Origin of the sequence: Actinomadura napierensis (genome assembly GCF_039529375.1) — a bacterium.
In the GTDB taxonomy this organism is placed as follows: domain Bacteria; phylum Actinomycetota; class Actinomycetes; order Streptosporangiales; family Streptosporangiaceae; genus Spirillospora; species Spirillospora napierensis.
Genome location: NZ_BAAAMR010000095.1, coordinates 1 through 22,150, shown reverse-complemented (window position 1 = coordinate 22,150; position 22,150 = coordinate 1). Strand labels below are relative to the sequence as shown.

General features: G+C 72.3%; 23 protein-coding genes. 5 read left to right on the top strand and 18 right to left on the bottom strand.

The genetic code is table 11. From position 1 onward, the window contains the following. Window positions 1-39: 39 nt before the first annotated feature. From ABD296_RS37465 to rlmN, 3 genes are all read right to left on the bottom strand, one after another. The gene (locus tag ABD296_RS37465) at window positions 40-855 is read right to left on the bottom strand and encodes a YwqG family protein (protein WP_344278785.1); all 816 of its coding nucleotides are present in this window, start codon (window positions 853-855) and stop codon (window positions 40-42) included. A 79-nt stretch (window positions 856-934) separates the two neighbouring features. Next, window positions 935-1,435, bottom strand: a complete 501-nt coding sequence (locus ABD296_RS37460; protein ID WP_344278782.1) for a DivIVA domain-containing protein — start codon at window positions 1,433-1,435, stop codon at window positions 935-937. Between the two features lie 66 nt (window positions 1,436-1,501). Next, window positions 1,502-2,650 carry a 23S rRNA (adenine(2503)-C(2))-methyltransferase RlmN gene (rlmN, locus tag ABD296_RS37455; protein WP_344278779.1) on the bottom strand — a complete coding sequence of 383 codons (1,149 nt, stop codon included), beginning with the start codon at window positions 2,648-2,650 and terminating at the stop codon, window positions 1,502-1,504. A 127-nt stretch (window positions 2,651-2,777) separates the two neighbouring features. Between rlmN and ABD296_RS37450 the strand changes: the two genes are divergently transcribed. Next, window positions 2,778-3,923, top strand: coding sequence for a suppressor of fused domain protein (locus tag ABD296_RS37450; protein WP_344278776.1), 1,146 nt, complete (start codon window positions 2,778-2,780; stop codon window positions 3,921-3,923). 69 nt (window positions 3,924-3,992) lie between these two features. Here the strand turns inward: ABD296_RS37450 and ABD296_RS37445 are convergent, their stop codons facing one another. The 5 genes from ABD296_RS37445 to rpsB all read right to left on the bottom strand — a co-directional run bounded on the left by ABD296_RS37445 (window position 3,993) and on the right by rpsB (window position 8,472). After that, entirely contained in the window at window positions 3,993-5,015 is a 1,023-nt protein-coding gene (locus ABD296_RS37445) for a phosphatidate cytidylyltransferase (protein ID WP_344278773.1), read from the bottom strand. A 56-nt stretch (window positions 5,016-5,071) separates the two neighbouring features. Further along, window positions 5,072-5,629, bottom strand: a complete 558-nt coding sequence (frr, locus tag ABD296_RS37440; RefSeq protein WP_344278770.1) for a ribosome recycling factor — start codon at window positions 5,627-5,629, stop codon at window positions 5,072-5,074. A 50-nt stretch (window positions 5,630-5,679) separates the two neighbouring features. Continuing rightward, window positions 5,680-6,381, bottom strand: a complete 702-nt coding sequence (pyrH, locus tag ABD296_RS37435; protein WP_344278829.1) for a UMP kinase — start codon at window positions 6,379-6,381, stop codon at window positions 5,680-5,682. 134 nt (window positions 6,382-6,515) lie between these two features. Next, window positions 6,516-7,352 (bottom strand): translation elongation factor Ts, encoded by an 837-nt coding sequence (tsf, locus tag ABD296_RS37430; protein ID WP_344278767.1) that lies wholly within the window; start codon window positions 7,350-7,352, stop codon window positions 6,516-6,518. 82 nt (window positions 7,353-7,434) lie between these two features. Then, window positions 7,435-8,472 (bottom strand): 30S ribosomal protein S2, encoded by a 1,038-nt coding sequence (rpsB, locus tag ABD296_RS37425; protein ID WP_344278764.1) that lies wholly within the window; start codon window positions 8,470-8,472, stop codon window positions 7,435-7,437. A gap of 400 nt (window positions 8,473-8,872) precedes the next feature. Here rpsB and ABD296_RS37420 point away from each other — a divergent pair, with 400 nt between their 5' ends. After that, on the top strand, window positions 8,873-9,589 hold the full coding sequence (locus ABD296_RS37420) for a murein hydrolase activator EnvC family protein (RefSeq protein ID WP_344278761.1): 717 nt from the start codon (window positions 8,873-8,875) through the stop codon (window positions 9,587-9,589). A 163-nt stretch (window positions 9,590-9,752) separates the two neighbouring features. On the opposite strand, the gene ABD296_RS37415 is transcribed toward ABD296_RS37420, so the two are convergent. Then, on the bottom strand, window positions 9,753-10,667 hold the full coding sequence (locus tag ABD296_RS37415) for a tyrosine recombinase XerC (protein WP_344278758.1): 915 nt from the start codon (window positions 10,665-10,667) through the stop codon (window positions 9,753-9,755). Between the two features lie 153 nt (window positions 10,668-10,820). Between ABD296_RS37415 and ABD296_RS37410 the strand changes: the two genes are divergently transcribed. Genes ABD296_RS37410 through dprA form a run of 3 tightly spaced genes read left to right on the top strand, consistent with a single transcriptional unit; the run spans window position 10,821 to window position 13,879 of the window. Then, window positions 10,821-11,174, top strand: coding sequence for a YraN family protein (locus ABD296_RS37410; protein WP_344278755.1), 354 nt, complete (start codon window positions 10,821-10,823; stop codon window positions 11,172-11,174). Beyond that, window positions 11,175-12,728, top strand: a complete 1,554-nt coding sequence (locus tag ABD296_RS37405; protein WP_344278752.1) for a YifB family Mg chelatase-like AAA ATPase — start codon at window positions 11,175-11,177, stop codon at window positions 12,726-12,728. It begins immediately after the preceding gene. An 11-nt stretch (window positions 12,729-12,739) separates the two neighbouring features. Then, window positions 12,740-13,879, top strand: coding sequence for a DNA-processing protein DprA (gene dprA / locus ABD296_RS37400; protein WP_344278749.1), 1,140 nt, complete (start codon window positions 12,740-12,742; stop codon window positions 13,877-13,879). A 129-nt stretch (window positions 13,880-14,008) separates the two neighbouring features. Here dprA and ABD296_RS37395 read toward each other — a convergent pair whose 3' ends face one another. The 9 genes from ABD296_RS37395 to ffh all read right to left on the bottom strand — a co-directional run bounded on the left by ABD296_RS37395 (window position 14,009) and on the right by ffh (window position 20,713). Then, window positions 14,009-14,323, bottom strand: coding sequence for a DUF2469 domain-containing protein (locus ABD296_RS37395; protein WP_344278746.1), 315 nt, complete (start codon window positions 14,321-14,323; stop codon window positions 14,009-14,011). Next, window positions 14,320-15,048, bottom strand: coding sequence for a ribonuclease HII (locus tag ABD296_RS37390; RefSeq protein WP_344278743.1), 729 nt, complete (start codon window positions 15,046-15,048; stop codon window positions 14,320-14,322). The genes ABD296_RS37395 and ABD296_RS37390 overlap by 4 nt, the downstream gene beginning before the upstream one ends. Before the next feature lie 78 nt (window positions 15,049-15,126). After that, window positions 15,127-16,011, bottom strand: a complete 885-nt coding sequence (lepB, locus tag ABD296_RS37385) for a signal peptidase I (protein ID WP_344278740.1) — start codon at window positions 16,009-16,011, stop codon at window positions 15,127-15,129. Between the two features lie 171 nt (window positions 16,012-16,182). Next, window positions 16,183-16,533, bottom strand: a complete 351-nt coding sequence (gene rplS, locus ABD296_RS37380) for a 50S ribosomal protein L19 (protein ID WP_067461562.1) — start codon at window positions 16,531-16,533, stop codon at window positions 16,183-16,185. Between the two features lie 114 nt (window positions 16,534-16,647). After that, window positions 16,648-17,430, bottom strand: coding sequence for a tRNA (guanosine(37)-N1)-methyltransferase TrmD (trmD, locus tag ABD296_RS37375; RefSeq protein WP_344278731.1), 783 nt, complete (start codon window positions 17,428-17,430; stop codon window positions 16,648-16,650). Beyond that, entirely contained in the window at window positions 17,427-17,939 is a 513-nt protein-coding gene (gene rimM, locus ABD296_RS37370) for a ribosome maturation factor RimM (protein WP_344278729.1), read from the bottom strand. Before rimM ends, trmD begins: the two co-directional genes overlap by 4 nt. A 158-nt stretch (window positions 17,940-18,097) precedes the next feature. Next, on the bottom strand, window positions 18,098-18,340 hold the full coding sequence (locus ABD296_RS37365) for an RNA-binding protein (RefSeq protein WP_021598307.1): 243 nt from the start codon (window positions 18,338-18,340) through the stop codon (window positions 18,098-18,100). Between the two features lies 1 nt (window position 18,341). Further along, a complete protein-coding gene (gene rpsP / locus ABD296_RS37360) occupies window positions 18,342-18,791 on the bottom strand; it encodes a 30S ribosomal protein S16 (protein WP_344278726.1) in 450 nt (149 codons plus the stop codon). A 341-nt stretch (window positions 18,792-19,132) separates the two neighbouring features. Beyond that, on the bottom strand, window positions 19,133-20,713 hold the full coding sequence (ffh, locus tag ABD296_RS37355; RefSeq protein WP_344278724.1) for a signal recognition particle protein: 1,581 nt from the start codon (window positions 20,711-20,713) through the stop codon (window positions 19,133-19,135). Between the last annotated feature and the right edge of the window lie 1,437 nt (window positions 20,714-22,150).

Genomic DNA, 22,150 nt, shown 5'->3' with positions numbered 1-22,150 from the left:
CCCCGCATCGACGAGGCGGATGGACGGCCATCCCGGGTGTCAGGTCGCTTGGACGGTCAGCCATGCCCGCTCCAAAGGGTCGTTCTGGCGAGAGCAGAAGTAGACGCGGCCCGGATCGCCCCAGTACCAGCCGAGGCGGTGATCGGAGTCGAGCTGGAGCAGGAGCCGCCAGTCGTCCACGGCCATCTGGTCGTCCGGTGACAGCTCCGGGGTTTCGAGGGTGTCCAGCGGACGGCCCGTGGAGGCGTACAGGCAGTCCGGGCCGATCGGCCGCTGGACGAGGTCGGGCCAGCCGCCCAGCTGGTGCGCGGGCATGGCCTGCGTGGACCAGACCGCGTGCAACTGCTCGTACTCCGCCAGGAAACCGCGGTGGACGCGTTCGAGGCGCCGTATGACCGCCTCCTGCGGTGACGGCAGGGACAGGAACGGAGCGGCGAACAAGTCCGCCGACGGGTAGGACAGGGCGCCGGGCGGTGGTTCGGCGCGGTGCAGGTCACCGGTGAAAACGCGCCAGCCGTCCCGCTGGCCGGACGCGTCGCCCCACGGGCGCGGCGTTCCGCTCACGTAGTAGAAGGCGGCGGTGCCGCTGCGAGGAACCCCGGGAATCTCTCCCAAGGCGGTGAGCTCGGTGAAGTCGACGGCGCCGAGGAAGTCCAGCGGGCGGCCCCTCCAGACCGGCCAGGCCGTGGCGGCGGGCAGCAGCGGGGCACCGCCGAGCCTGACCGGTATCTCCCCGGTGGCGCCGAGCCGCACCGCGGGCCGGGCCAGGGACAGCAGGGCTGAGATGATCTCGGGGGTGAACAGCAGGCCGAGGAAGGAGCTCAGCCGCCGGCGTTGCGCGTCGAAGTCGTCCATGCCCCGAAGCCTGCTGCGCTCCGGTCCCGGTCACCACCCCGCGGCGAAAATGTGGATAACTCCGCCGCGGGGCGCGGCGTCAGCGGCCTTCGAGAGCCCCGGCGAGCTGGGTGAGGAACCGGTCGACCTCCTGCTCGTCGTAGCCCGGTCCCAGCCGGACGACGCGGAACGCGCTCTCCCGGACGTCGCGGGCCGTCACCGGCGGCGCCGCGCCGCGCAGCCCGGAGACCACGCGGTCGAGGAACGCGTCGACGTCCCGGACGTCGTACCCGCCGCGCACGCCCGAGCCGGCGAACCGGGCGTTCTGGATCCAGTTGATCAACCATCCCGGGTTGGCGCGGGGGCGGCCGGGACGCTCGGCGATCGGCGCCTTGCTCTGCAGTTCCCTGATGCACTCCCGCACCAGTTCGTCCACCGCCCGGCGGTCGTAGCCGCGCAGGACGACGTCGAAGCGCACCGTCCGCACCTCGTCCGCCGACACCGGCGGCCCGCCGTTCAGCGCACCCGAGATCCGCTCGAGGAGACCGTCCACCTGGGTCCGGTCGTAGCCCCGCAACGCCACCGGCAGCCGCGTGCTCATCAGCGCCACCGTGCTCCTCAGCCCTCGTCCCCGCGCCCGCGGGGCCCAGGGGCGCCGCCGGCGCGCTCAGTCCTTCGTCGCCGCGGCCAGCTGCCCGCAGGCCCCGTCGATCTCCCTGCCCCGAGTGTCGCGCACCGTGACCGGGACCCCGTGGGCCTCCAGGCGGCGGACGAACTCGCGCTCGTCCTCCGGCCGCGAGGCGGTCCACTTGGACCCCGGCGTCGGATTCAACGGGATCAGATTGACGTGTACGAGGTGCCCGCGCAAGAGCCTGCCGAGAAGATCGGCCCGCCAGGCCTGGTCGTTGACGTCCTTGATGAGGGCGTACTCGATCGAGATGCGGCGCCCGCTGCGCTCGGCGTAGGCCCACGCGGCGTCCAGGACCTCGGCGACCTTCCACCGGTTGTTGATGGGGACGAGGTCGTCGCGCAGCTCGTCGTCGGGCGCGTGCAAGGACACCGCGAGCCGCACCGACATGTCCTCGGCAGCGAGCTTTTCGATGGCCGGGACGAGGCCGACCGTGGAAACCGTGACCGAACGCTGGGAGATTCCCAGACCGGCGGGTGCCGGGTCGGTAATGCGGCGTACCGCGCCGATAACGGCCTTGTAGTTAGCGAGCGGCTCCCCCATGCCCATGAAGACGATGTTGGAGACGCGCCCGGGGCCACCGGGGATCCGCCCGCGCGCCATCGCGCGCGCGCCGGCCGCGACCTGCTCCACTATCTCGGCGGTAGAGAGGTTACGGGTGAGACCCGCCTGCCCCGTGGCGCAGAACGGGCAGTTCATGCCGCAGCCGGCCTGGGACGAGACGCACATCGTGGCCCTGTCCGGGTAGCGCATCAGCACCGACTCGAACAGGACGCCGTCGAACGCCTTCCAGACCGTCTTCAGCGTCCTGCCGCCGTCGCAGTCCAGCTCGCGCACCGGGGTGAGCAGGGAGGGCAGCAGCTCGGACACGAGCCGGTCCCGCACGGCGGCCGGCAGATCGGTCATCTTCGCCGGATCGTCGACGAGACGGGCGAAGTAGTGCCGCGACAGCTGGTCGGCCCGGAAGGGCTTCTCGCCCAGTTCCGCGACCGCCTCGCGGCGCTCGGCCTGCGTGAGGTCGGCCAGGTGCCGGGGCGGCTTGCCGCGCCGCGGTGCGGCGAAGACGAGCTTCGCCGGGGTCTTCTTGGGCGCGGCGCCCGCGGTGGCGGGCTCGGTGGTGGCAGACATGGTGCTTCCAGTGTCGCAAACACCTGCCGATGCCTCGTCCGCGCGCGGTGCCCCTCCTTTCCGCATGGCCGTCCCGCGGGTTGCGACATCGCTGCACATGACCTTGTCTGCGACTAAGGTCTCGATCATGTCGGTTTTGCGTAGGGGCACCGCATCGCCCAGGGGCCCCGCCGCCACGATCGTGCACGCCGAGGCCAGCCCGTACGGCAGCCGCAGGCTCCTCGTCGAGTCCGACGGCGCGGTGACCGTGGCCTACCTGCGGGACGCGCGGGACTCGGTGATCGGCGCGGTCTGGGTCGCCAACCACCGCAAGGCCCCGGCCTCGCTGGACCGGCCGCGGCTGGAGGCGGGCAGCGCGCCGCTCCTGCCGGAATCGCACGTCGCCCATCCGCAGGGACGCGAGGCGCTGGACGGCTCCACCCTGGAGGTGGTGTGGTTCGAGGAGGGCGACGGCGTCGCCGTCCTGGAGGCCGGCGACCCGCTGTTCGTGATCCCGGGATGGTCGGACATGGGCCGCGGCATCCCCGGCTACGCGCGCGACGCCACGGCGCAGAGCCCGTTCGCCTTCCCCATCGAGGAGGAGATCGCGGAGTTCGGCCCGCGCATCGAGCGGGCCCGCGAGCACTGGAAGATGTGCCGCGCCGACGGCTCGTGGGCGCAGTTCCAGCAGTCCGTCCTCGGCCACCTGCTGCAGCGCCTCGGCCCGGGTGGCCACTACTGGCACGACGTGGGGCGCCAGCTCTCGGGAGGCCGCACGTCCCCGTCCCCCACCGTCGGGGTGACGGAGCGCCCGGCGCGCGGCGACCGCGACTTCACCATCCTCAGCTCGGTCGGGATGAGCCGCCAGCGGATGCCCACCGTGGAGTTGTACGAGGACGACGTCGCGCCCTACGCCCGCATAGAGCTCGCCGTGGCGAGCACCCTCCCGAGCCAGCGTGCGGGAAGCATCTTCCCGTGGCTCGCCCAGTACCCGTGGCGGTCGGTGACATGGTTCGCGCCAGGGGACGTGGTCAAGTGGTACCACGAGGCACGCACGTTCCCTCTCGGCAACGATGAGGGCGAGTGGGAAGGGGTGCTCCTCCTTGAGGACCCGGGCCGGCTGAACGGTCCGGCCGTGCCCGCCCTCACCGGACTGTCCGTGGACGGCGATCCCGTCCGGTGGCTGTGGCTCGTCCCCATCACCGGCGAGGAGCACCGCTACGCCAAGAGTGAGGGCTCGGACGCGCTCATCCGGCGCCTGGCCCAGCAGGGCCGCTCCTGGCTCGTCTCCTAGCGGCCTATGCCGCCAGTCCGGCCCTGGGAAACCGATATGTCTCAGGGCCCGGGCCAGTCGCCGGGGCGTCTAGCTGGGAACGAACAGCTCCAGCAGCAGCCACACCACGGGAGCCGTCGCGACCAGCGAGTCGAGGCGGTCCATGACCCCGCCGTGGCCCGGCAGGAGCGTCCCCATGTCCTTGATGCCGAGGTCCCGCTTGACCATCGACTCGATGAGGTCGCCGCCGGTCGCGGTGACCACGGCGGCGAGGCCGACCAGCGCGCCCTGCCAGGGGTGGCCGCCGTCCAGCAGCCACCACACCAGCCAGCCGCCGACGATCATGCAGGTGATCGCGGAGCCGGTGACGCCCTCCCACGTCTTCTTCGGGCTGATCGTGGGGGCGAGCTTGTGCTTGCCGAGGAACGTGCCGGCGAAGTAGCCGCCGATGTCGCTGGCGACCGTGGTGGCGATGAAGATGACGGTGCGGTCGTCCCCGTCGCCCGGCTTCATGAGGAGGGCGACGATCCCGCCCATCAGCACCAGGTACCCGGCCACGAACGAGCCGGCGGTGACGTCCCTGACGTAGCCGTCCGCGCCCTCCGTCATCCGGATCAGCAGCAGGGACAGCACGGTGAGCGACACGGCCGCGACCACGGCCATCGGACCCCACACGTACGAGACGACCGGTGTGGCCACCATTCCCGTGGCCAGCGGGATGAAGGGGACCCTGATGCCGCGCGATTTGAACGCGTCCGTCAGCTCCCGCATGCCGAGGAACAGGAAGACCACCATCACGGCAAGGAAGATCGCCTTGACCGTGTACAGGGACAGCAGCACCAGGGCGCCCAGCGCGACGCCCACTCCGATGGCTATCGGCAGGTTCCGGCCGGTCCTGCTTTCACGCTTGGCACCGGACGCGTCGTCCGGCGTGCCGCCGGACGGATCCGCGGGCGGCTCCTCTACGGATTCCGCGCGCGCGTCCGGAGCGGCCGTCACTCCCGAGGGCGCGGTGTCCTCCGCGGTGTCTTCGGTGGCGTCGTTCTCGGCAGGGGCGTCCGGCGCCTCGCCGGAGGGCGAGTCCAGAGCTTCTCCCGGGGGTGGGCCGGGCATGTCGACCTCCGGCTCATCCGGGGAGCCCGCGGGCCCCCCGGCGTCGTCGCGTCCCATCACACTTCGAGCAGTTCGGCCTTCTTGTGTTCGAGCAGCTCGTCGATCTGCGCCACGTACCTGTGCGTGGCGTCGTCGAGCTCCTTCTCCGCACGCCGCACCTCGTCCTCGCCGGCCTCGCCGTCCTTGGCGAGCTTGTCGAGGGTGTCCTTGGCGCGCCGCCGGATGTTGCGGATGGAGATCTTGCTGTCCTCGGCCTTGGTGCCGGCGACCTTGATGAAGTCCCTGCGGCGCTCCTCCGACAGCTCGGGGAAGACCACCCGGATGACGTTGCCGTCGTTGGTGGGGTTGACGCCGAGGTCGCTCTCCCGGATCGCCCTCTCCACCGCCTGCATGGAGGACTTGTCGAAGACCTGGACGATGACCATCCGCGGCTCCGGCAGCGTGAAGGACGCCAGCTGGTTGACCGGCGTCGGCGTGCCGTAGTACTCCGCGGTGATCTTGTTGAACATGGCGGGGGTGACACGGCCGGTGCGGATGGCCTGGAAGTCCTCCTTGGCGACCGCGACCGCCTTCTCCATCTTCTCCTCGGCTTCGAGGAGGGTCTCGTCGATCACTGTGACTCCCATGTCATCTGGTCGGCCCTGCACCGCGTTCCGGGCCGCGGTCAGCCCTGTGCCGGGCTGACCAGCGTGCCGATCTTCTCACCCCGGACGGCCCGGACGATGTTGCCCTGCCCCATGAGGTCGAAGACCACGATGGGGAGCGCGTTGTCCATGCAGAGGCTGATGGCCGTGGCGTCCATGACCTTCAGACCCCGCTGTAGAACCTCACCGTAATCCAATCGGTCGAACTTGACCGCCTCTGGACTCTTACGGGGATCCGCGTCGTAGACGCCGTCCACCTGAGTGGCCTTCAGGACGGCCTCCGCACCGATCTCCAGCGCGCGCTGCGCGGCCGTGGTGTCGGTGGAGAAGAACGGCTGCCCGAGCCCCGCGCCGAAGATGACGACCCGGCCCTTCTCCAGGTGCCGGATCGCGCGCCGCGGAATGTACGGCTCGGCCACCTGGCTCATGGTGATGGCGGTCTGCACCCGCGTGTCGAGCCCGAGCTTCTCCAGGAAGTCCTGCAGCGCCAGGCAGTTGATGACGGTCCCGATCATGCCCATGTAGTCGGCGCGGCCGCGGTCCATGCCGCGCTCGGCCATGACCGCGCCGCGGAACATGTTGCCGCCGCCGCACACCACCGCGACCTGCACGCCGTCGCGGACGGCCTCGGAGATGGCCTCCGCCACGTGCTGCACGACCTCGGGGTCGATGCCGAGCGGGTCGCCTCCGGCGAACGCCTCGCCCGAGAGCTTCAGCAGCACCCGCTTCCAGCCCGCGCGCGGCGCGTGCCGCCCGGACGACGAGGCCGCCGTCGCGCTAGTGGTGGTCTTCTCCGGCACGTCGGCGGCCTCCTCGTTGCGTCGCTGAATCTCGGGTCCCCGTCTCCAGAGTGCCCTTACGCCTGCCCGACCTTGAACCGGGCGAAGCGCACGACCTTCACGCCGGCCTCGTCGAGGACCTTCGCGATGGTCTTCTTGCCGTCCTTCACGAACGCCTGCTCCAGCAGCACGAAGTCGCGGAAGTAGGCGTTCACCCGGCCCTCGACGATCTTCGGGATGGCCTGCTCGGGCTTGCCCTCGTCGCGGGTGAGCTGCTCGGCGAGCGCCCGCTCCTTCTCGACCGTCTCGGCCGGGATCTCCTCGCGGCCGAGGTACTTGGGCGCCATCGCCGCGATCTGCTGGGCGACGTCCTTGGCGACCTCGGGGTTCTCCTTGTCCAGCTCGACCAGCACGCCGGTGGTCGGCGGCAGGGACGGGTCGGACTTGTGCAGGTAGCTGGCCACGTAGGCGCCCTGGAAGTGGGCGAAGCGGCGCAGCTCCAGCTTCTCGCCGATCTTGGCGCTGTTCTCCTCGATCAGGGCCTGGACGGTCGTACCGGCCTCGATCTCGGCGCCGAGCAGCCCCGCCGCGTCCGCCGCGCCGCTGCCCGCCGCGAACTCGACCAGCCGGTCCGCCAGCTCGATGAACTGGGCGTTCTTGGCGACGAAGTCGGTCTCGCAGTTCAGCTCCAGCAGCGCGCCGTCGCCCGAGCCGTTGAAGTGCTCGGCGACCAGGCCGTTGGCCGCGGTGCGCTCGGCGCGCTTGCCGACGTCCTTGGCGCCCTTGAGGCGCAGCAGCTCGGTGGCCTTCTCGAAGTCGCCGTCCGCCTCGGTGAGGGCGTTCTTTACGGCCATCATGCCGGAGCCGGTCAGCTCGCGAAGCCGCTTGACGTCAGCGGCGGTGAAGTTCGCCATCGCTCTCTTCGCTTCTCTCGTCGTTGGTCGTGGACCCGCGACGGTCCCGGCGGCGTCCTCGCGACGCCGCCGGGACCGGGGATCAAGCCTGCTGGCCCTCGGCGGGGGTCTCGGCCGGAGCCTCGGTGCCCTCCGCCGCCTCGGCGGGAGCCTCGGCCGGGGCCTCGGCCTCGGCGGACGCCTCCGGGGCCTCGGCGGGGGCCTCAGTGGTCTCGGCGGAGGCCTCGGGGGCCTCGGCGGGCGCCTCAGGAGTCTCGGCGGAGGCCTCAGGGGTCTCGGCGGAGGCCTCGGCGGGCTCCTCGGCCGGAGCGGCGGCGGCCTCGGCCTGCTTGTTCTCCAGCAGCTCGCGCTCCCACTCGGCCAGCGGCTCGGCGGCACCGGAGGCGGCGCCCTCGGCGGGCTTCTCGTCGCCGCCGGACGCGGCGCCCGCGCGCGCGAGGAGGCCGTCGGCCACGGAGTCGGCGACCACACGGGTCAGCAGGCTGACGCTGCGGATGGCGTCGTCGTTGCCCGGGACCGGGTAGTCGACCTCGTCGGGGTCGCAGTTGGTGTCGAGGATCGCCACGACCGGGATGCCGAGCTTCTTGGCCTCGTTGACCGCGATGTGCTCCTTCTTGGTGTCCACGATCCAGATGGCGCTCGGGACCTTCGCCATGTCGCGGATACCGCCGAGGGTGCGCTCCAGCTTGTCCTTCTCGCGGCGCAGGCCGAGCAGCTCCTTCTTGGTCATCCCGGAGCCGGCCACGTCGTCGTAGTTGATCTCCTCCAGCTCCTTGAGCCGGGTGAGCCGCTTGTGGACGGTGGAGAAGTTGGTCAGCATGCCGCCCAGCCAGCGCTGGTTCACGTAGGGCATGCCGACGCGGGTGGCCTGCTCGGCGATGGACTCCTGGGCCTGCTTCTTGGTGCCGACGAACAGGATCGTGCCGCCGTGGGCGACCGTGGCCTTGACGAACTCGTAGGCGCGGTCGATGTAGGACAGCGACTGCTGCAGGTCGATGATGTAGATGCCGTTGCGCTCGGTGAGGATGAAGCGCTTCATCTTCGGGTTCCACCGGCGGGTCTGGTGGCCGAAGTGGACGCCGCTCTCCAGGAGCTGCCGCATGGTGACGACGGGTGCCATTGCCCGTGTTCTCCTTCTCTGGCCCTGACGGGCCGCATTTGGTTGTCTCCCTGCGCCCGGGCATCGCCCCACCGTCGCCGGAGCGACGGACCGAGGGGCGGCGCCCCACCATGTGTCTTCGGTGGCATGCGGACGCGTGAAATCAGCCGCCGGGATGACCCCGTACGGCTGTGATCCGGAACGTTCCCCGGATCCGTGACCTCTCCGCTCGCTCGGAGCGGCTTCCCGCCTCCCCGCCGGACGGCGGATCGGCGACGGCCTGGCCCTGGCCGGTGTCCTTCCGGGCACGACTACAGATTATCAGGGCGCGGACGCGCCCGTGAATCAACGGACCGAGCGGTTATCCACAGTTCGCGCACCTCCTCGACGGAGCGGTCCGCCGGGCGGCAGGCTCGCTGCCATGACGTTGCTCACACTGCTCCTCACCTGCGTGATCACCGCCGGATCCCCCGGGGTGAACGCCTGGCGATGGCCCTTGGGGCCGCCCGCTCCGCGGGTGCTGCGCGCCTTCTCCCCGCCGGCCGCCCCGTGGGGCCCCGGCCACCGCGGGGTCGACCTCGCGGCACGTCCCGGCGAGCCGGTCTACGCCGCCGGTGCCGGGCGCGTGTCCTACGCCGGGCACCTGGCCGGACGAGGCGTCGTCGCCGTCGACCATGGGCCGCTGCGCACGACGTACCTGCCCGTCCGCCCCAGCGTCCATGCCGGACGCCAGGTGGCCATGGGCTCACCGATCGGCGTCCTCGAGGGCGGCCGCTCCCACTGCCCGGTCTCCTGCCTGCACTGGGGCCTGCGCAAGGGGCGCGTCTACCTGGATCCGCTGAGCCTGGTCAGGCGGGACGTGCGGCTCCTCCCGCGGTGGCCGCACGCGACGCCGTCCCGGGAGCACGAACACCACGCCCCGCCCGAGCGGCCGCCTGAACCGAGCATGACCCTCCGGGACGCGACGACGGCCACCGGAGGCGCCGTCACGGGCCTGCTCCTCGCCTACTCCCTGTCGTTCGCCTGGCGCCGCACCCGGACCCGCGTCCGCGCCCGCCGTCCGCCGCCCGGTGTGATCGACCTGGCCCACGAGCGCCGCCTACGCCGCACCCCACAACGCCGCCAGGAACACACGTAACGACCCCCGCCCGGCCCGACGCCCCGCCCTGCACGCCGGGACCTCGCCCCGCATGCTTGGGCCGCCCGGCATGCCGGGGCCTCCCCTTGCATCCAGAGGCCTCACCCCCGCATGCCGGGGGCCTGCGCACGGGGTCCACGGCGGTTGGGAGGGGTGGCGGGGTTCAGGGGGCTTGGTCGTCTCGGGCGGCGCGGGGGTGGGCTTGGCGGTGGACCCGCTTGAGGCGTTCGGCCGAGACATGGGTGTAGAGCTGCGTGGTCTGCAGGGACGCGTGGCCGAGGATCTCCTGGACGCTGCGGAGGTCCGCGCCGCCCTCCAGCAGGTGCGTGGCGGCGGTGTGCCGGAGTCCGTGGGGGCTTAGATCGGGCATTTGACCCGCTTCGGAGATCCGGGAATGGACGATCCGGCGGGCGCTCGTCGGATGGAGGCGGCCGCCGCGGGCGCCGAGGAACAGCGCCGGGCCGCTGATCTCGGTCGCCACCGCCGGACGCCCCGCCCTGAGCCAGTCCTGGACGGCGCGCAAGGCCGGTTCGCCGACGGGGACGGTGCGCTCGCGGTCCCCCTTGCCGAGAACGCGTATCGTCCGGCGGCCGGTGTCCACATCGTCGATATCGAGCCCGCACAGTTCACTGACTCGTACGCCCGTCCCGTAGAGGACCTCTAGGACGGCCAGATCGCGCAGCCCCATGGGGCCTTCGGTGTCCATTGTGTCGAGAAGGCGCGCCGCATCGTCCTGATTGAGCACGCCGGGAAGGTCGCGGCGTTTCTTCGGCGTGCCCAGCAGAAGGCCGGGATCGTCCTGTAGAAGGCCGCGCCGGTGAAGGTGATGGGTGAACGCGCGTACCGCAGCCGTCCGGCGGGCGAGGGTGGCGCGCGCCCGCCCGAGGGCGTGTTGGCGGGCCAGCCAGGCGCGCAGGAGCGACACGTCCAGGTCGGCCGGGTCCGTCACCCCGACGTCGGCCGCGTAGGCGCTGAGGTCCGTCAGGTCTCCGAGGTAGGCGCGCAGCGTGTGCGGCGAGACGCCGCGTTCGGCGCGCAGGTGCCGCCCGAATTCCTCCACGGCCTCGTTCAGATCCACAGGGCCACGCTGCGGCACCCACCGTCCCGAAGCAAGCACCAAAAGACCGTTTTCGTCGAATCACCGCAAATGCCGAGGGGTTTTCCACAGAACGACGTTCGCCTATTCCGCGGATCACGGGTCGGGCAGCGTCGGAGGCCGGAGGTGAGGCACATGAACGCCCACATCGAACTGGGCCGGCGCGGAGAGGACGCGGCGGCCGCCTATCTGGCCGGGCTCGGCTGGAAGGTCCTCGACCGCAACTGGCGCTGCCCCGAAGGGGAGCTCGACATCGTGGCCCACGACGGCCGCGCCCACGTCGTCTGCGAGGTGAAGACGCGCCGCTCGGCGCTGTTCGGCGACCCGCTGGAGGCGATCACCACGGCCAAGTCCGCGCGGTTACGGCGGCTGGCCTGGCGGTGGGCCGCCGCGCACGGCGTCAGCGGCACCGCCGTCCGGGTGGACGTGCTCGGCCTGGTCGTCGCAGGGGACGGCTTCTCGATCGATCACCTGAAGGAGGTGTGCTGAATGACGCTCGCCAAGACCCGTTCGGTCTCCCTGGTCGGGATGGACGGCTTCGTCGTGGACGTCGAGGCGGCCCTCACCAGCGGGGTGCCGGGCCTGCACCTGGTCGGGCTGCCCGACACCGCGCTCAGCGAGGCCCGCGACCGCGTCCGCGCGGCGGTCTTCAACTCCGGCGAGGACTGGCCCAATCGCCACGTGACCGTGTCGCTGTTCCCCGCGAGCATGCCGAAGAAAGGATCGATCTTCGATGTCGCCATTGCCGTCGCGCTGCTCGCCGCGGCCGAGGTCGTCCCCGCGCGGTCCTGCGCGGGGCTGGTGCTGATCGGCGAGCTCGGTCTCGACGGCCGGCTCCGGCCCATCCAGGGCGTGCTGCCGGCGGTGCTGGCCGCCGCGAACTACGGCTGCCGCACGGTCGTCGTGCCGCGGGCGAACGCCGCCGAGGCGGAGCTGGTGCCGGGCGTGGACGTGGTCTCCGCGGCGACGCTGCGCGGCCTGCTGTGCATCCTGCGGGACGAGCCGCCGCCCATCGAGGAGACCGAGCCCGACGACGCCTCGGTGGCGGTGGACAGGCCGGCGCTCCGTCGGTCCGACGCCCCCGCCGATCTCGACCTGGCCGACGTCCGGGGCCAGGCGGAGGCCAGGCGGGCCCTGGAGATCAGCGCCGCGGGCGGCCACCATCTCTACTTCAGCGGCCCACCGGGCTGCGGCAAGACCATGCTGGCCGAGCGGCTGCCGACGCTGATGCCGCCGCTGGAGCCCGACTCCGCACTTGAGGTCACCGCCATCCACTCCGTCGCGGGGACGCTCCCGCCCGGCCAGCCGCTGATCACCCAGCCCCCGTTCCACGCGCCGCACCACACCGCCAGCCGGGCGTCCATGGTCGGCGGCGGATCGGGCCGGGTGCTGCAACCGGGCGCCGTCTCGCTCGCCCACCGCGGGATCCTCTTCCTGGACGAGGCGCCCGAGTTCATGGCGGGCACCCTCGACGCCCTCCGCCAGCCGCTCGAGGCGGGCGAGGTGCGGATCAGCCGGGCCGAGGGCACAGCTCGCTTCCCCGCGCGTTTCACCCTCGTCCTCGCGGCCAATCCATGCCCCTGCGCGGCGGCCAAGCAGGTCGACTGCTCCTGCGCCCCCGGGGTGCGCCGCAAGTACGGCACCCGGGTCACCGGGCCGCTCCTCGATCGCATCGACCTCAAGCTGGAGCTGGCGCCCGCGACCAGGGCCGAGCTGCGGTACGACCTGGAGTTCGCCGAAGCCAGCAAGGTGGTCGCCGAGCGCGTAATGCTCGCCAGGGAGCGGACCATGAAACGCCTGACCGGCACCCCGTGGAGATCGAACTCCGAGATCCCAGGGCCAGAGCTGCGCCGCCGCTTCACCCCGGGCCAGGACGCAATGCGCATGGCGGACGAGTCGCTGCAACGGGGCATCCTCAGCGCACGCGGCCTCGACCGCGTGCTGCGCGTCGCGTGGACGATCGCCGACCTCTCCGGCCACGACGAGCCCGAGGCGGACGACATCGGCGGCGCCCTGGCGCTCTGGCACGCGGGGCGGTCATGACCATGAGCCCCATGACGCCGGAGCGGACCGCCCGCGCCACGCTCACGGCCGTCGCGGAGCCCGGGGACGCGTTCCTCAACCGCCTCATCGGCCACTGCGGCCCCGAGGGGGCGCTCGACGCGATCCGCTCCGAAACCGTCCCGCCCGACCTGCCCGCCGCTCCGAAGGAGGTCCAGCGGCTGGAGCACTGGCGCATCCGGCTGGCCGCCGCCGAGCCCGACCGGGATCTGACCGTCTGCGCGCAGTTCGGCGGGCGCCTCGTCTGCCCGGGAGAGCCGGAATGGCCCACCACCCTGGACGACCTCGGCGGCGAGCGCCCCTACGCGCTCTGGCTCCGCGGCCCCGAGGACCTGCGGCACGCCTGCCTGCGGTCGGTCGCCATGGTCGGCTCCCGCGCCGCCTCCCCGTACGGGCGGCGGATGGCCTCCGACTTCGCCTCCGAACTCGCCGACGACGGCTGGACGGTGGTCTCCGGCGGCGCGCTCGGCATCGACGCCGCCGCCCATCGCGGCTCCCTCGCCGCCGACGGGCGCACGGTCGCGGTTCTCGCCAACGGCGTGGACGTCCCCTACCCGGCCTCCAACGAGGGCATGTTCGCCGAGATGGCGCGCCGGTCCCTGCTGGTGAGCGAGTCGCCGCCGGGCACCCACCCGCACCGGCTGCGCTTCCTGGTCCGCAACCGGGTGATCGCCGCCCTGTCCCGCGGCTCGGTGATCGTCGAGGCGGAGGCGCGCAGCGGCGCGCTCAACACCGCCGCGTGGGCGCGCCGGCTCGGCCGCGTCGTGATGGCGATGCCGGGGCCGGTCACCTCCAGGTCATCGGTCGGCTGCCATCAGCTGCTGCGGCAGGAGGGCACCGTCCTTGTCAGCCGCACCGAGGAGATCGTCGAGGCCGTCGGCCGGCTGGGCGCCGACCTGGCCCCGCCGCCGCGGACGCCCGTCCTCCCCCGCGACCGGCTGGAACCGGTCACCCGCGCCGTCCTGGAGGCCTTCCCCGCACGGGGCATTACCGGCCCGGCCGCCCTGGCCGCCAAAGCCGGGATGGACCTGACCGCCGTCAACGCCAAGCTCGGGCTGCTGGCGGCGTCCGGCTTCATCGAGCGCGCCCCCAGCGGCTGGCGGCTCGCCAGATCCGCCAAGTCACCCCATTGATCTGCGAAACCCCGGTGAACAGGAGCGGACATGCCCGAAACCGAACACCGCGCGACTCCCCCACGACCGCGGCAACGGAGACCGCACCCAACGATCTCGTCCCGAGGGCCGCCCGCGGGCGGCCGGGCATCACTGATCGGAGGGGAGTTCGAATTCGCTCTTCGCCAGTTCCTCGATGTTGACGTCCTTGAACGTGACGACACGCACGTTCTTGACGAAGCGGGCAGGGCGGTACATGTCCCAGACCCAGGCGTCCTGCATCGTGACCTCGAAGAACGTCTCGCCGTTGTCGGCGCCCCGCACCTGCAGGTCGACCGAGTTGGTGAGGTAGAACCGGCGCTCGGTCTCGACGACGTAGGTGAAGAGCCCGACGACGTCGCGGTACTCGCGATAGAGCTGCAGCTCCATCTCGGTCTCGTACTTCTCGAGATCCTCGGCGCTCACACGCGTGCCCCTTCCGTACGGCCCTCGCCGGGGACCTCCCCTTCGGTCTTCTCCCCCAAGGCCACTTCCCCATTGTTACGCAAGGCACGCCCGACATTGACGTAGGAGAACCGATGCTCCGGACAGGGCCCGTGCTCGGCCAGGGCCGCGCCGTGCGCGCGGGTCACGTATCCCTTGTGCACGTCGAAGCCGTACTCGGGGTAGCGCCGGTGGAGATCCACCATGATGCGGTCCCTGGTGACCTTCGCGACGATGGAGGCGGCCGCCACGCACGCGGCGACCTGGTCGCCCTTGATCACCGCCAGCCCCGGAGCCTCCAGCCCCGGCACCGGGAAGCCGTCGCTGAGCACATAGGCGGGGCGGGTGTCCAGGGCCGCCAGGGCCCGCCGCATCCCGGCGACGTTGCAGCGGTGCAGCCCGATCCGGTCGATGTCATGGCAGGGAATGATCACCGCGCTCCACGCGCGGGCCCGCCGGGTGATCTCGGCGTACAGCTCCTCCCGGCGCGCCGGGGTCAGCATCTTCGAGTCGGTGAGCCCCTCGATGCGGCCGCCCCGTCCGCCCTGAAGGATCACGGCGCCGACGACCAGCGGCCCCGCGCAGGCTCCGCGGCCTGCCTCGTCGACGCCCGCCACGGGGCTGAAACCGGCGTGCTCCAACGCGCGCTCGTAGGCGTGGAGGCCCGCGTCACGGCGCGGCGTGAAGCGAAGCGGACGACCCTTCATGCCCCGCAGCGTACGTCCCCACAACGCCCCGCCGCTCCCCGAACCCCACTCTTCCGGGCATGCGCGCAGGTGGCCGGGTCACCTGCGCCGGCGTCTGCGGCGGAGGTAGGCGATGGGAAGGGTGCCGACGACGCCCAGGGCCACGGGGGTCTCCGGGGCGGCCATGGAGGCGGTCTTGAAGCCCGCCTGTTTGAAGGTGTCCGGGATCGGGAGCGAGTCGATGCGGTTCAGCGGCCAGACGATGACGAAGGCGCGGCCGATGACGCGGTCGGTGGGGATGGTGCCGCCGCCGGGGTCGCCGCGGTGCGAGCGGGAGTCGTAGGACAGGTCCCGGTGGTCGCCCATGACCCAGAGCTGGCCCTTCCGCACGTAGGCGTCGAAGGGCTCGTTGGACGGCTTGTTCTGCTCGTGGGTCACCGGGTCGGTGTAGAGGTAGGACTTCTCCTCCAGCGGGACGCCGTTGACGGTGACGCGGCCCTGGGTGTCGCAGCAGTGCACGTGGTCGCCGGGGACGCCGATGACGCGCTTGATGTAGTCCTTCTCGTTCGGCGCCACGCCGAAGGCGGTGCCGACGGCGCGCAGCGCCTTGGAGAAGGGGTTCGTCGGCTTGGAGATGTGGGTCTCGGGGTCCCACGAGTCGAGGCCGTTGAAGACGACGACGTCGCCGCGGCGGATGTCGCGCGTGTGGTAGACGATCTTGTTGACGAGGACCCGGTCGCCGATCTGGAGGGTGTTCTCCATGGACCCGGACGGGATGTAGAACGCCTGCACCGCGAACGCCTTGATGACGAGGGCGAGGACGACCGCGACGACGATCAGGATGGGCAGTTCCTTCCAGAACGACCCCTGCTTCTTCTTTTTCTCCTTGCCGTCGTCCTCGGCGGAGTCGTCGTCGGCCGTCTCCTCTGCGGAGGTCACGGTCTCCTCTTCATCGGGCACCGCGCCCTCGGCTTCGGATCGCACGTCTCTCCGATCGTCCTCTTCTGCCATCAGAGACAAAGCCTAGCGGCGGCGGGCCCCGCGCACCGGTCGGCTGGGCGTGTCGCCCTGTGGCCCTACCGTCGTACCCGCCCGAAACGGGCAACGCCCCGGGCACCGCGGCGGGTTCCCGGGGCGTCGGCTGACACCGCGCGATCAGAAGTCGCGCTTCTCCTTGATGCGGGCGGCCTTGCCCCGCAGGTTGCGCAGGTAGTAGAGCTTGGCGCGGCGCACGTCACCGCGGGTGACGACCTCGATCTTGTCGATCGACGGGCTGTTCAGCGGGAACGTCCGCTCGACGCCGACGCTGTAGCTGACCTTGCGGACGGTGAAGGTCTCGCGGGCGCCGCCGCCCTGCCGCCGGATCACCACGCCCTGGAAGACCTGGATACGGCTCCGGTTGCCTTCGGTGACGCGCACGTGCACCTTCAGCGTGTCGCCCGGACGGAAGTCCGGGACGTCGGCGCGCATGGCGGCCTTCTCGATCTCCTGGATCAGGGTGTGCATCGCAGCGGTTCCTCTGGGTCGAACGCGGGCGTCGAGAGGCCCCATGGGACATGGGTGGGGGCGTCGCGCCGCGGAGAGTGGTCTTCGTGCCGCGCGTACGAGCGCACGGACGCCTCAGTCTGCCATATCTTCGGCGTCAACCGGAAAACCGGCCTCCCGCAGCACCCGGCGATCATGCTCGTCGAGGACGCTGGACGCCAGGCGCGGCAGCAGTTCGGGACGGTGCCGGGCGGTGCGGCGCAGCGCCTCGTCGCGGCGCCAGCGGGCGATCGCGCCGTGGTGGCCGGACAGCAGGACGTCCGGGACGGCGCGGTCCCGCCAGACGGGCGGCTTGGTGTAGACGGGGCCTTCCAGCAGGGATTCCATCGCGCCGGGGGCGAAGGAGTCGTCGGCGACGGAGTCGGCGTTGCCGAGGACGCCCGGCAGCAGCCGCCCGACCGCCTCGACCATGACCAGCACGGCGACCTCGCCGCCGGCGAGGACGAAGTCGCCGAGGCTGACCTCGTCCACGGGCATGCGGGCGCGGGCCTCCTCGGCGACGCGGGAGTCGATGCCCTCGTAGCGGCCGCAGGCGAACAGCAGCCACGGCTCGGCGGCGTACTCCCCGGCGAGCGCCTGGGTGAACGGCCGGCCGCTGGGCGTCGGGATGACCAGGCGGGGCGCCGAGCCGGGTGGCGCGATGGCGTCGAGTGCCTCACCCCAGGGTTCGGGTTTCATCACCATGCCGGGACCCCCGCCGTACGGGGTGTCGTCCACCGTGCGGTGCCGGTCGTGCGTCCAGCCGCGCAGGTCGTGCACGTGGACGTCGAGCAGCCCGGCGCGGCGCGCCTTGCCCAGCAGGGAGATCTCCAGGGGGGCGAAGTACTCCGGGAAGATCGTGACGATGTCGAGTTTCATGATCCGTCGAGCAGTCCGGGGGGCGGGTCGATCACGAGCCGGCCTCCGGGGACGTCCACCTCGGGGACGAGCGCGGCGACGAACGGGACGAGCGTCTCGCCGCCGGGGCCGCGGACGACCAGCAGGTCCTGGCCGTGGTGCAGAATGTCGGCGACCTCGCCGACCTCGGCGCCGCCGGCGGTGACGACGGCGAGCCCGATCAGCTGCTGGTCGTGGTACTCGTCCGGGTCGGCGGACGGGGGGATGTCACCGGAGTCGACGACCAGCCAGGTGCCGCGGAGGTCCTCCGCGGCATCGCGGTCGTCGACTCCGGAGAAGCGCAGGAGCAGGCGCCCCGAGTGCCACCGGGCGCGCTCGACGGTGAGCGGGCCGGCGGACGCGGGATCGGTCGCGATCCGCGCGCCGGCGGCGAATCGGCCGTCGGGATCATCGGTGCGGACGTCGATGGTGACCTCACCGCGGATCCCGTGCGGGCGTCCGATCCGCCCGACGGCGAGCGGCTCGCTCATCGGCCCCGCCGGACCCGGCCGCCCCGGAAGGAGGCGGCGAAGGGGCCGGGGAGAGCGACGAGCCGCAGGCCCGCCGGCGAGCCGCCCTCGGCGGTGGCCGCCGAGACGGCCGCCGCCGAGGCGAGCGGGCCCCGGCATACGCGATGCCAGGGGCTCACTCAGCGGACCTCGTTGACGTCGAGCAGGTCCACGCGCACGTAACGGCCCCCGGAGAGGGCGCTGATCACGGTGCGCAGGGCCTTGGCGGTACGACCGCTGCGGCCGATGACCTTACCGAGGTCCTCGGGGTGCACGCGCACCTCCAGGACCCGGCCGCCCCTGATCCGGCGGGCGCGGACCCGGACGTCGTCCGGGTTCTCCACGATCCCGCGGACCAGGTGCTCGAGCGCTTCTTCGAGCACGTCAGCCCTCGCTCTTGGCTTCGTCGGTCTCGGTGGCCTTCGCCTCGGACTTCCTCGGCTCGGCCTTCTTCTTGGCGCGGGTGGCGGTGCCCTCGGCGGCGTCGTCGCCCATGGACTCCTTGACGGCGGCCTCGAAGGCGGCCTTCCGGTCGGCCTTGGGCTCGGCGACCCTGAGGGTGCCCTCGGCACCGGGCTCGCCCTTGAACTTCTGCCAGTCGCCGGTGATCTTCAGCAGGTTGAGCACGGGCTCGGTCGGCTGCGCGCCGACGCCGAGCCAGTACTGCGCGCGCTCGGAGTCGATCTGGATGAGCGACGGCTCCTGCTTGGGCTGGTAGAGCCCGATCTCCTCGATGGCCCGCCCGTCACGCTTGGTGCGGGCGTCGGCGACGACGATCCGGTACTGCGGGTTCCGGATCTTCCCCAGACGCTTGAGCTTGATCTTGACTGCCACGGGTGTGGTGTACTCCAGACTTCATTACGGGGTGGGCGGCCCGTGCCAGGTGGGGAACACCGGCTCACCGCCGCCCGATGGACTCCGGCCGCGCAGGACGAGAGAGGGCGCCTCGCGAGTCCGGGTTTCCAGCCTGTCATTCTGCCAGATCGACACCGTGAACGCGCAATCGGCGGACGCCGTGTTGCCCGCCCGACCACGCCTTCTCCCGGCCCCGCGCACGGAGGTCGCGGTACCAAGGCGCCGCGACCTCCGTGCGCAAGCGGGCCGTCGCCGCGCTCCATGGCGCTGCCCGCCGTTCCCGTCCCTCGCGCGAAGGTTCGCGGCGCGCGGGGGCCGGGTTACTTGTTCTTGCGGTTTTGGAGTTTGCCCAGGTCGGGCATCTGGAAGCCGGGCGGGAGCTGGCCGCCGAGGCCCGGGGGCAGGCCGCCGCCGGGGCCGCCGAGGCCGGGCGGCAGGCCCTTCGGCATGCCGTCGGCCGCGGGCTGCTGCTCCTGCGGTTGCTTGCCGCCGCCGGCGCGCTTGCGCGGGTCGCCGCTGCGCTGCTTGCCCTTCTTGTTCTTGGCCTTGGCCGCCTTGGCGGCCTTGCGGCGGCCGCCGGGCATGCCGGGCAGCCCCATGCCGCCGGCCATCTGCCGCATCATCTTCTGCGCGTCGAAGAACCGGGTGACCAGGCTGTTGACCTCGCCGACGGAGACGCCGGAGCCCTTGGCGATGCGGGCCCGCCGGGAACCGTTGATGACCTTCGGCTCGGAGCGCTCCTGCGGGGTCATGGAGCGGATGATCGCGGCGATCCGGTCCAGGTCCTTGTCGTCGATCTGGCTGATCTGGTCGCGGACCTGCCCCATGCCGGGCATCATCCCGAGCAGGTTGCCGATCGGCCCGAGCTTGCGGATCATCATCATCTGCTCGAGGAAGTCCTCGAGGGTGAAGTCCTCGCCCGAGGCGAACTTGCTGCTCATCCGCTCGGCCTGCTCGGCGTCGAACGCCTGCTCGGCCTGCTCGATCAGGGTGAGGATGTCGCCCATGTCGAGGATCCGGCCGGCCATCCGGTCCGGGTGGAAGACGCTGAAGTCCTCCAGCTTCTCGCCGGTCGAGGCGAACATGATCGGACGCCCGGTGATGTGCCGCACCGACAGGGCGGCGCCGCCGCGGGCGTCGCCGTCGAGCTTGGTGAGCACGACGCCGTCGAAGCCGACGCCGTCCACGAACGCCTGGGCGGTGTTGACGGCGTCCTGGCCGACCATGGCGTCGACGACGAACAGGACGTCGTCGGGCTGGACGGCGTCGCGGATGTCGATGGCCTGCTGCATCATCTCGGCGTCGATGCCGAGCCGGCCGGCGGTGTCGATGACGACGACGTCGTGCAGGGCGTGCCGGGCCTGGTCGAGGGAGCGGCGCGCCACGTCCACGGGGTCGCCGACGCCGCTGCCGGGCTCCGGCGCGAACACCGGGACGCCGGCGCGCTCGCCGACGACCTGGAGCTGCTGGACGGCGTTCGGGCGCTGCAGGTCGGCCGCGACGAGCATCGGCGTGTGGCCCTCGGCCTTGAGGTGCCGGGCCAGCTTGCCGGCCAGGGTGGTCTTGCCCGCGCCCTGCAGGCCGGCCAGCATGATCACGGTCGGCGGGGTCTTGGCGAACCGGATGCGCCGGGTCTCGCCGCCGAGGATGTTGATGAGCTCCTCGTTGACGATCTTGACGACCTGCTGCGCCGGGTTCAGCGCCTGCGAGACCTCCGCGCCGCGCGCCCGCTCCTTGACCTGCGCGATGAAGTCCTTGACCACGGGCAGCGCGACGTCTGCCTCGAGCAGCGCGATGCGGATCTCGCGGGCCGTCGCGTTGATGTCGGCCTCGGAGAGCCGGCCCTTGCTGCGCAGCGACGAGAAGACCGTCGTCAACCGGTCGGAGAGCGTCTCGAACACGTGTCTGGACCGTCCTTGGAAAGCTTCAGGGATCGCCTATCAGCGTATAGGGTCGCGGGCCGGTCCCCGCCCGCTCGCGCCGATCCCCTCCCCCGGCACCCCGGCGACACCGGCGCCGCCCCGCGGGGACGGCCCTCGCAAGAGGGTCAGCCGAGCGCGTCCAGGACGCGTTCGCGGACCGCGGAGAGCGCGGCGGAGTCGGTGATCGGGGCGCCGGCGCCGTCCACGACGTAGAAGACGTCCACGGCCTCGGCGCCCAGCGTGTCGACCTGGGCGGCGCGGATGTGCAGGCCGCAGGCGCCGAGGGCCTGGCCGATCCGCCACAGCAGGCCGGGCCGGTCGTGCGCGCGGACCTCGACGACGGTGGCGGTGTCGGACGCGTCCTCCACGATCATGACGCGCGGCGGCGGGACGGCGGCGCCGGGCCGGATCCGGACGGAGCGGGCGCGGCGGTCGAGCCGGTCGGCGACGTCGAGCCGGTCGGCGAGCATCCGGCGCAGGTCGGCCTCGAGGGCCGCCGGGTCGGGCGGCGTGCCGTACTCGGGGACGGCGGTGAAGTCGAGGACGGCGGTGTCCGCGCCGGTGGCCGGGGACGAGACGGTGTGCGCGGTGCGGACGGCGAGGCGGTGCAGGGCGAGGACCCCGGCGGCGCGCCAGAGCAGCCCGGCGCGGTCGGGGGCGGCGACGGTGATCCGGGACCCGGTGACGCGGACGGCGGCGCCGTCGTGGCGGACGAGCGCGAGCCGGTCGGCGCCGAGCGCGGGCGGGGGCTGCGGGTTGCCGCCCGACAGCGCGGCGGCGGCGCGGCGGGCGAGTTCGGCGACGAGGCGGGCTTTCCACGGCCCCCAGGCGGCGGGGCCGGTGGCGTTGCCGTCGGCGACCGCGAGGGCGGCGAGCAGTTCGAGGATCTCGCGTCCGCGGCCGGGGACCTCGGAGACGGCGGCGGTGACGGTCTCGATGGTGACGGGGTCGTCGAGGTCGCGCCGGGTGGCGGTCTCGGGCAGCAGCAGGTGGTGCCGGACGAAGGTCTCCAGGACCTGGACGTCGCCGCCGGGGAAGCCGAGTCGCGCGCCGAGGTCGCGGGCGAGCGCGGCGCCGGCGGTGGAGTGGTCGCCGGGCCGGCCCTTGCCGATGTCGTGCAGCAGCGCGCCGACGAGCAGCAGGTCGGGGCGGGCGACCTCGCGGGTGAGGGCGGCGGCGCCGGCGGCGGTCTCCACGAGGTGCCGGTCGACGGTGAAGCGGTGCACGGGGTTGCGCTGCGGCCGGTTGCGGACGTGCTCCCAGTCGGGCAGCAGCCGGACGATCAGCCCGGCCTGGTCGAGGGCCTCCCACACGCCGATGGCGGGCGGCCCGGCGCCGAGGAGCGCGACCAGCGCGCCGCGGGCCTCGGGCGGCCAGGGCGCGGCCAAGTCGGAGGCCAAGCGGTCTTAGGAAGAA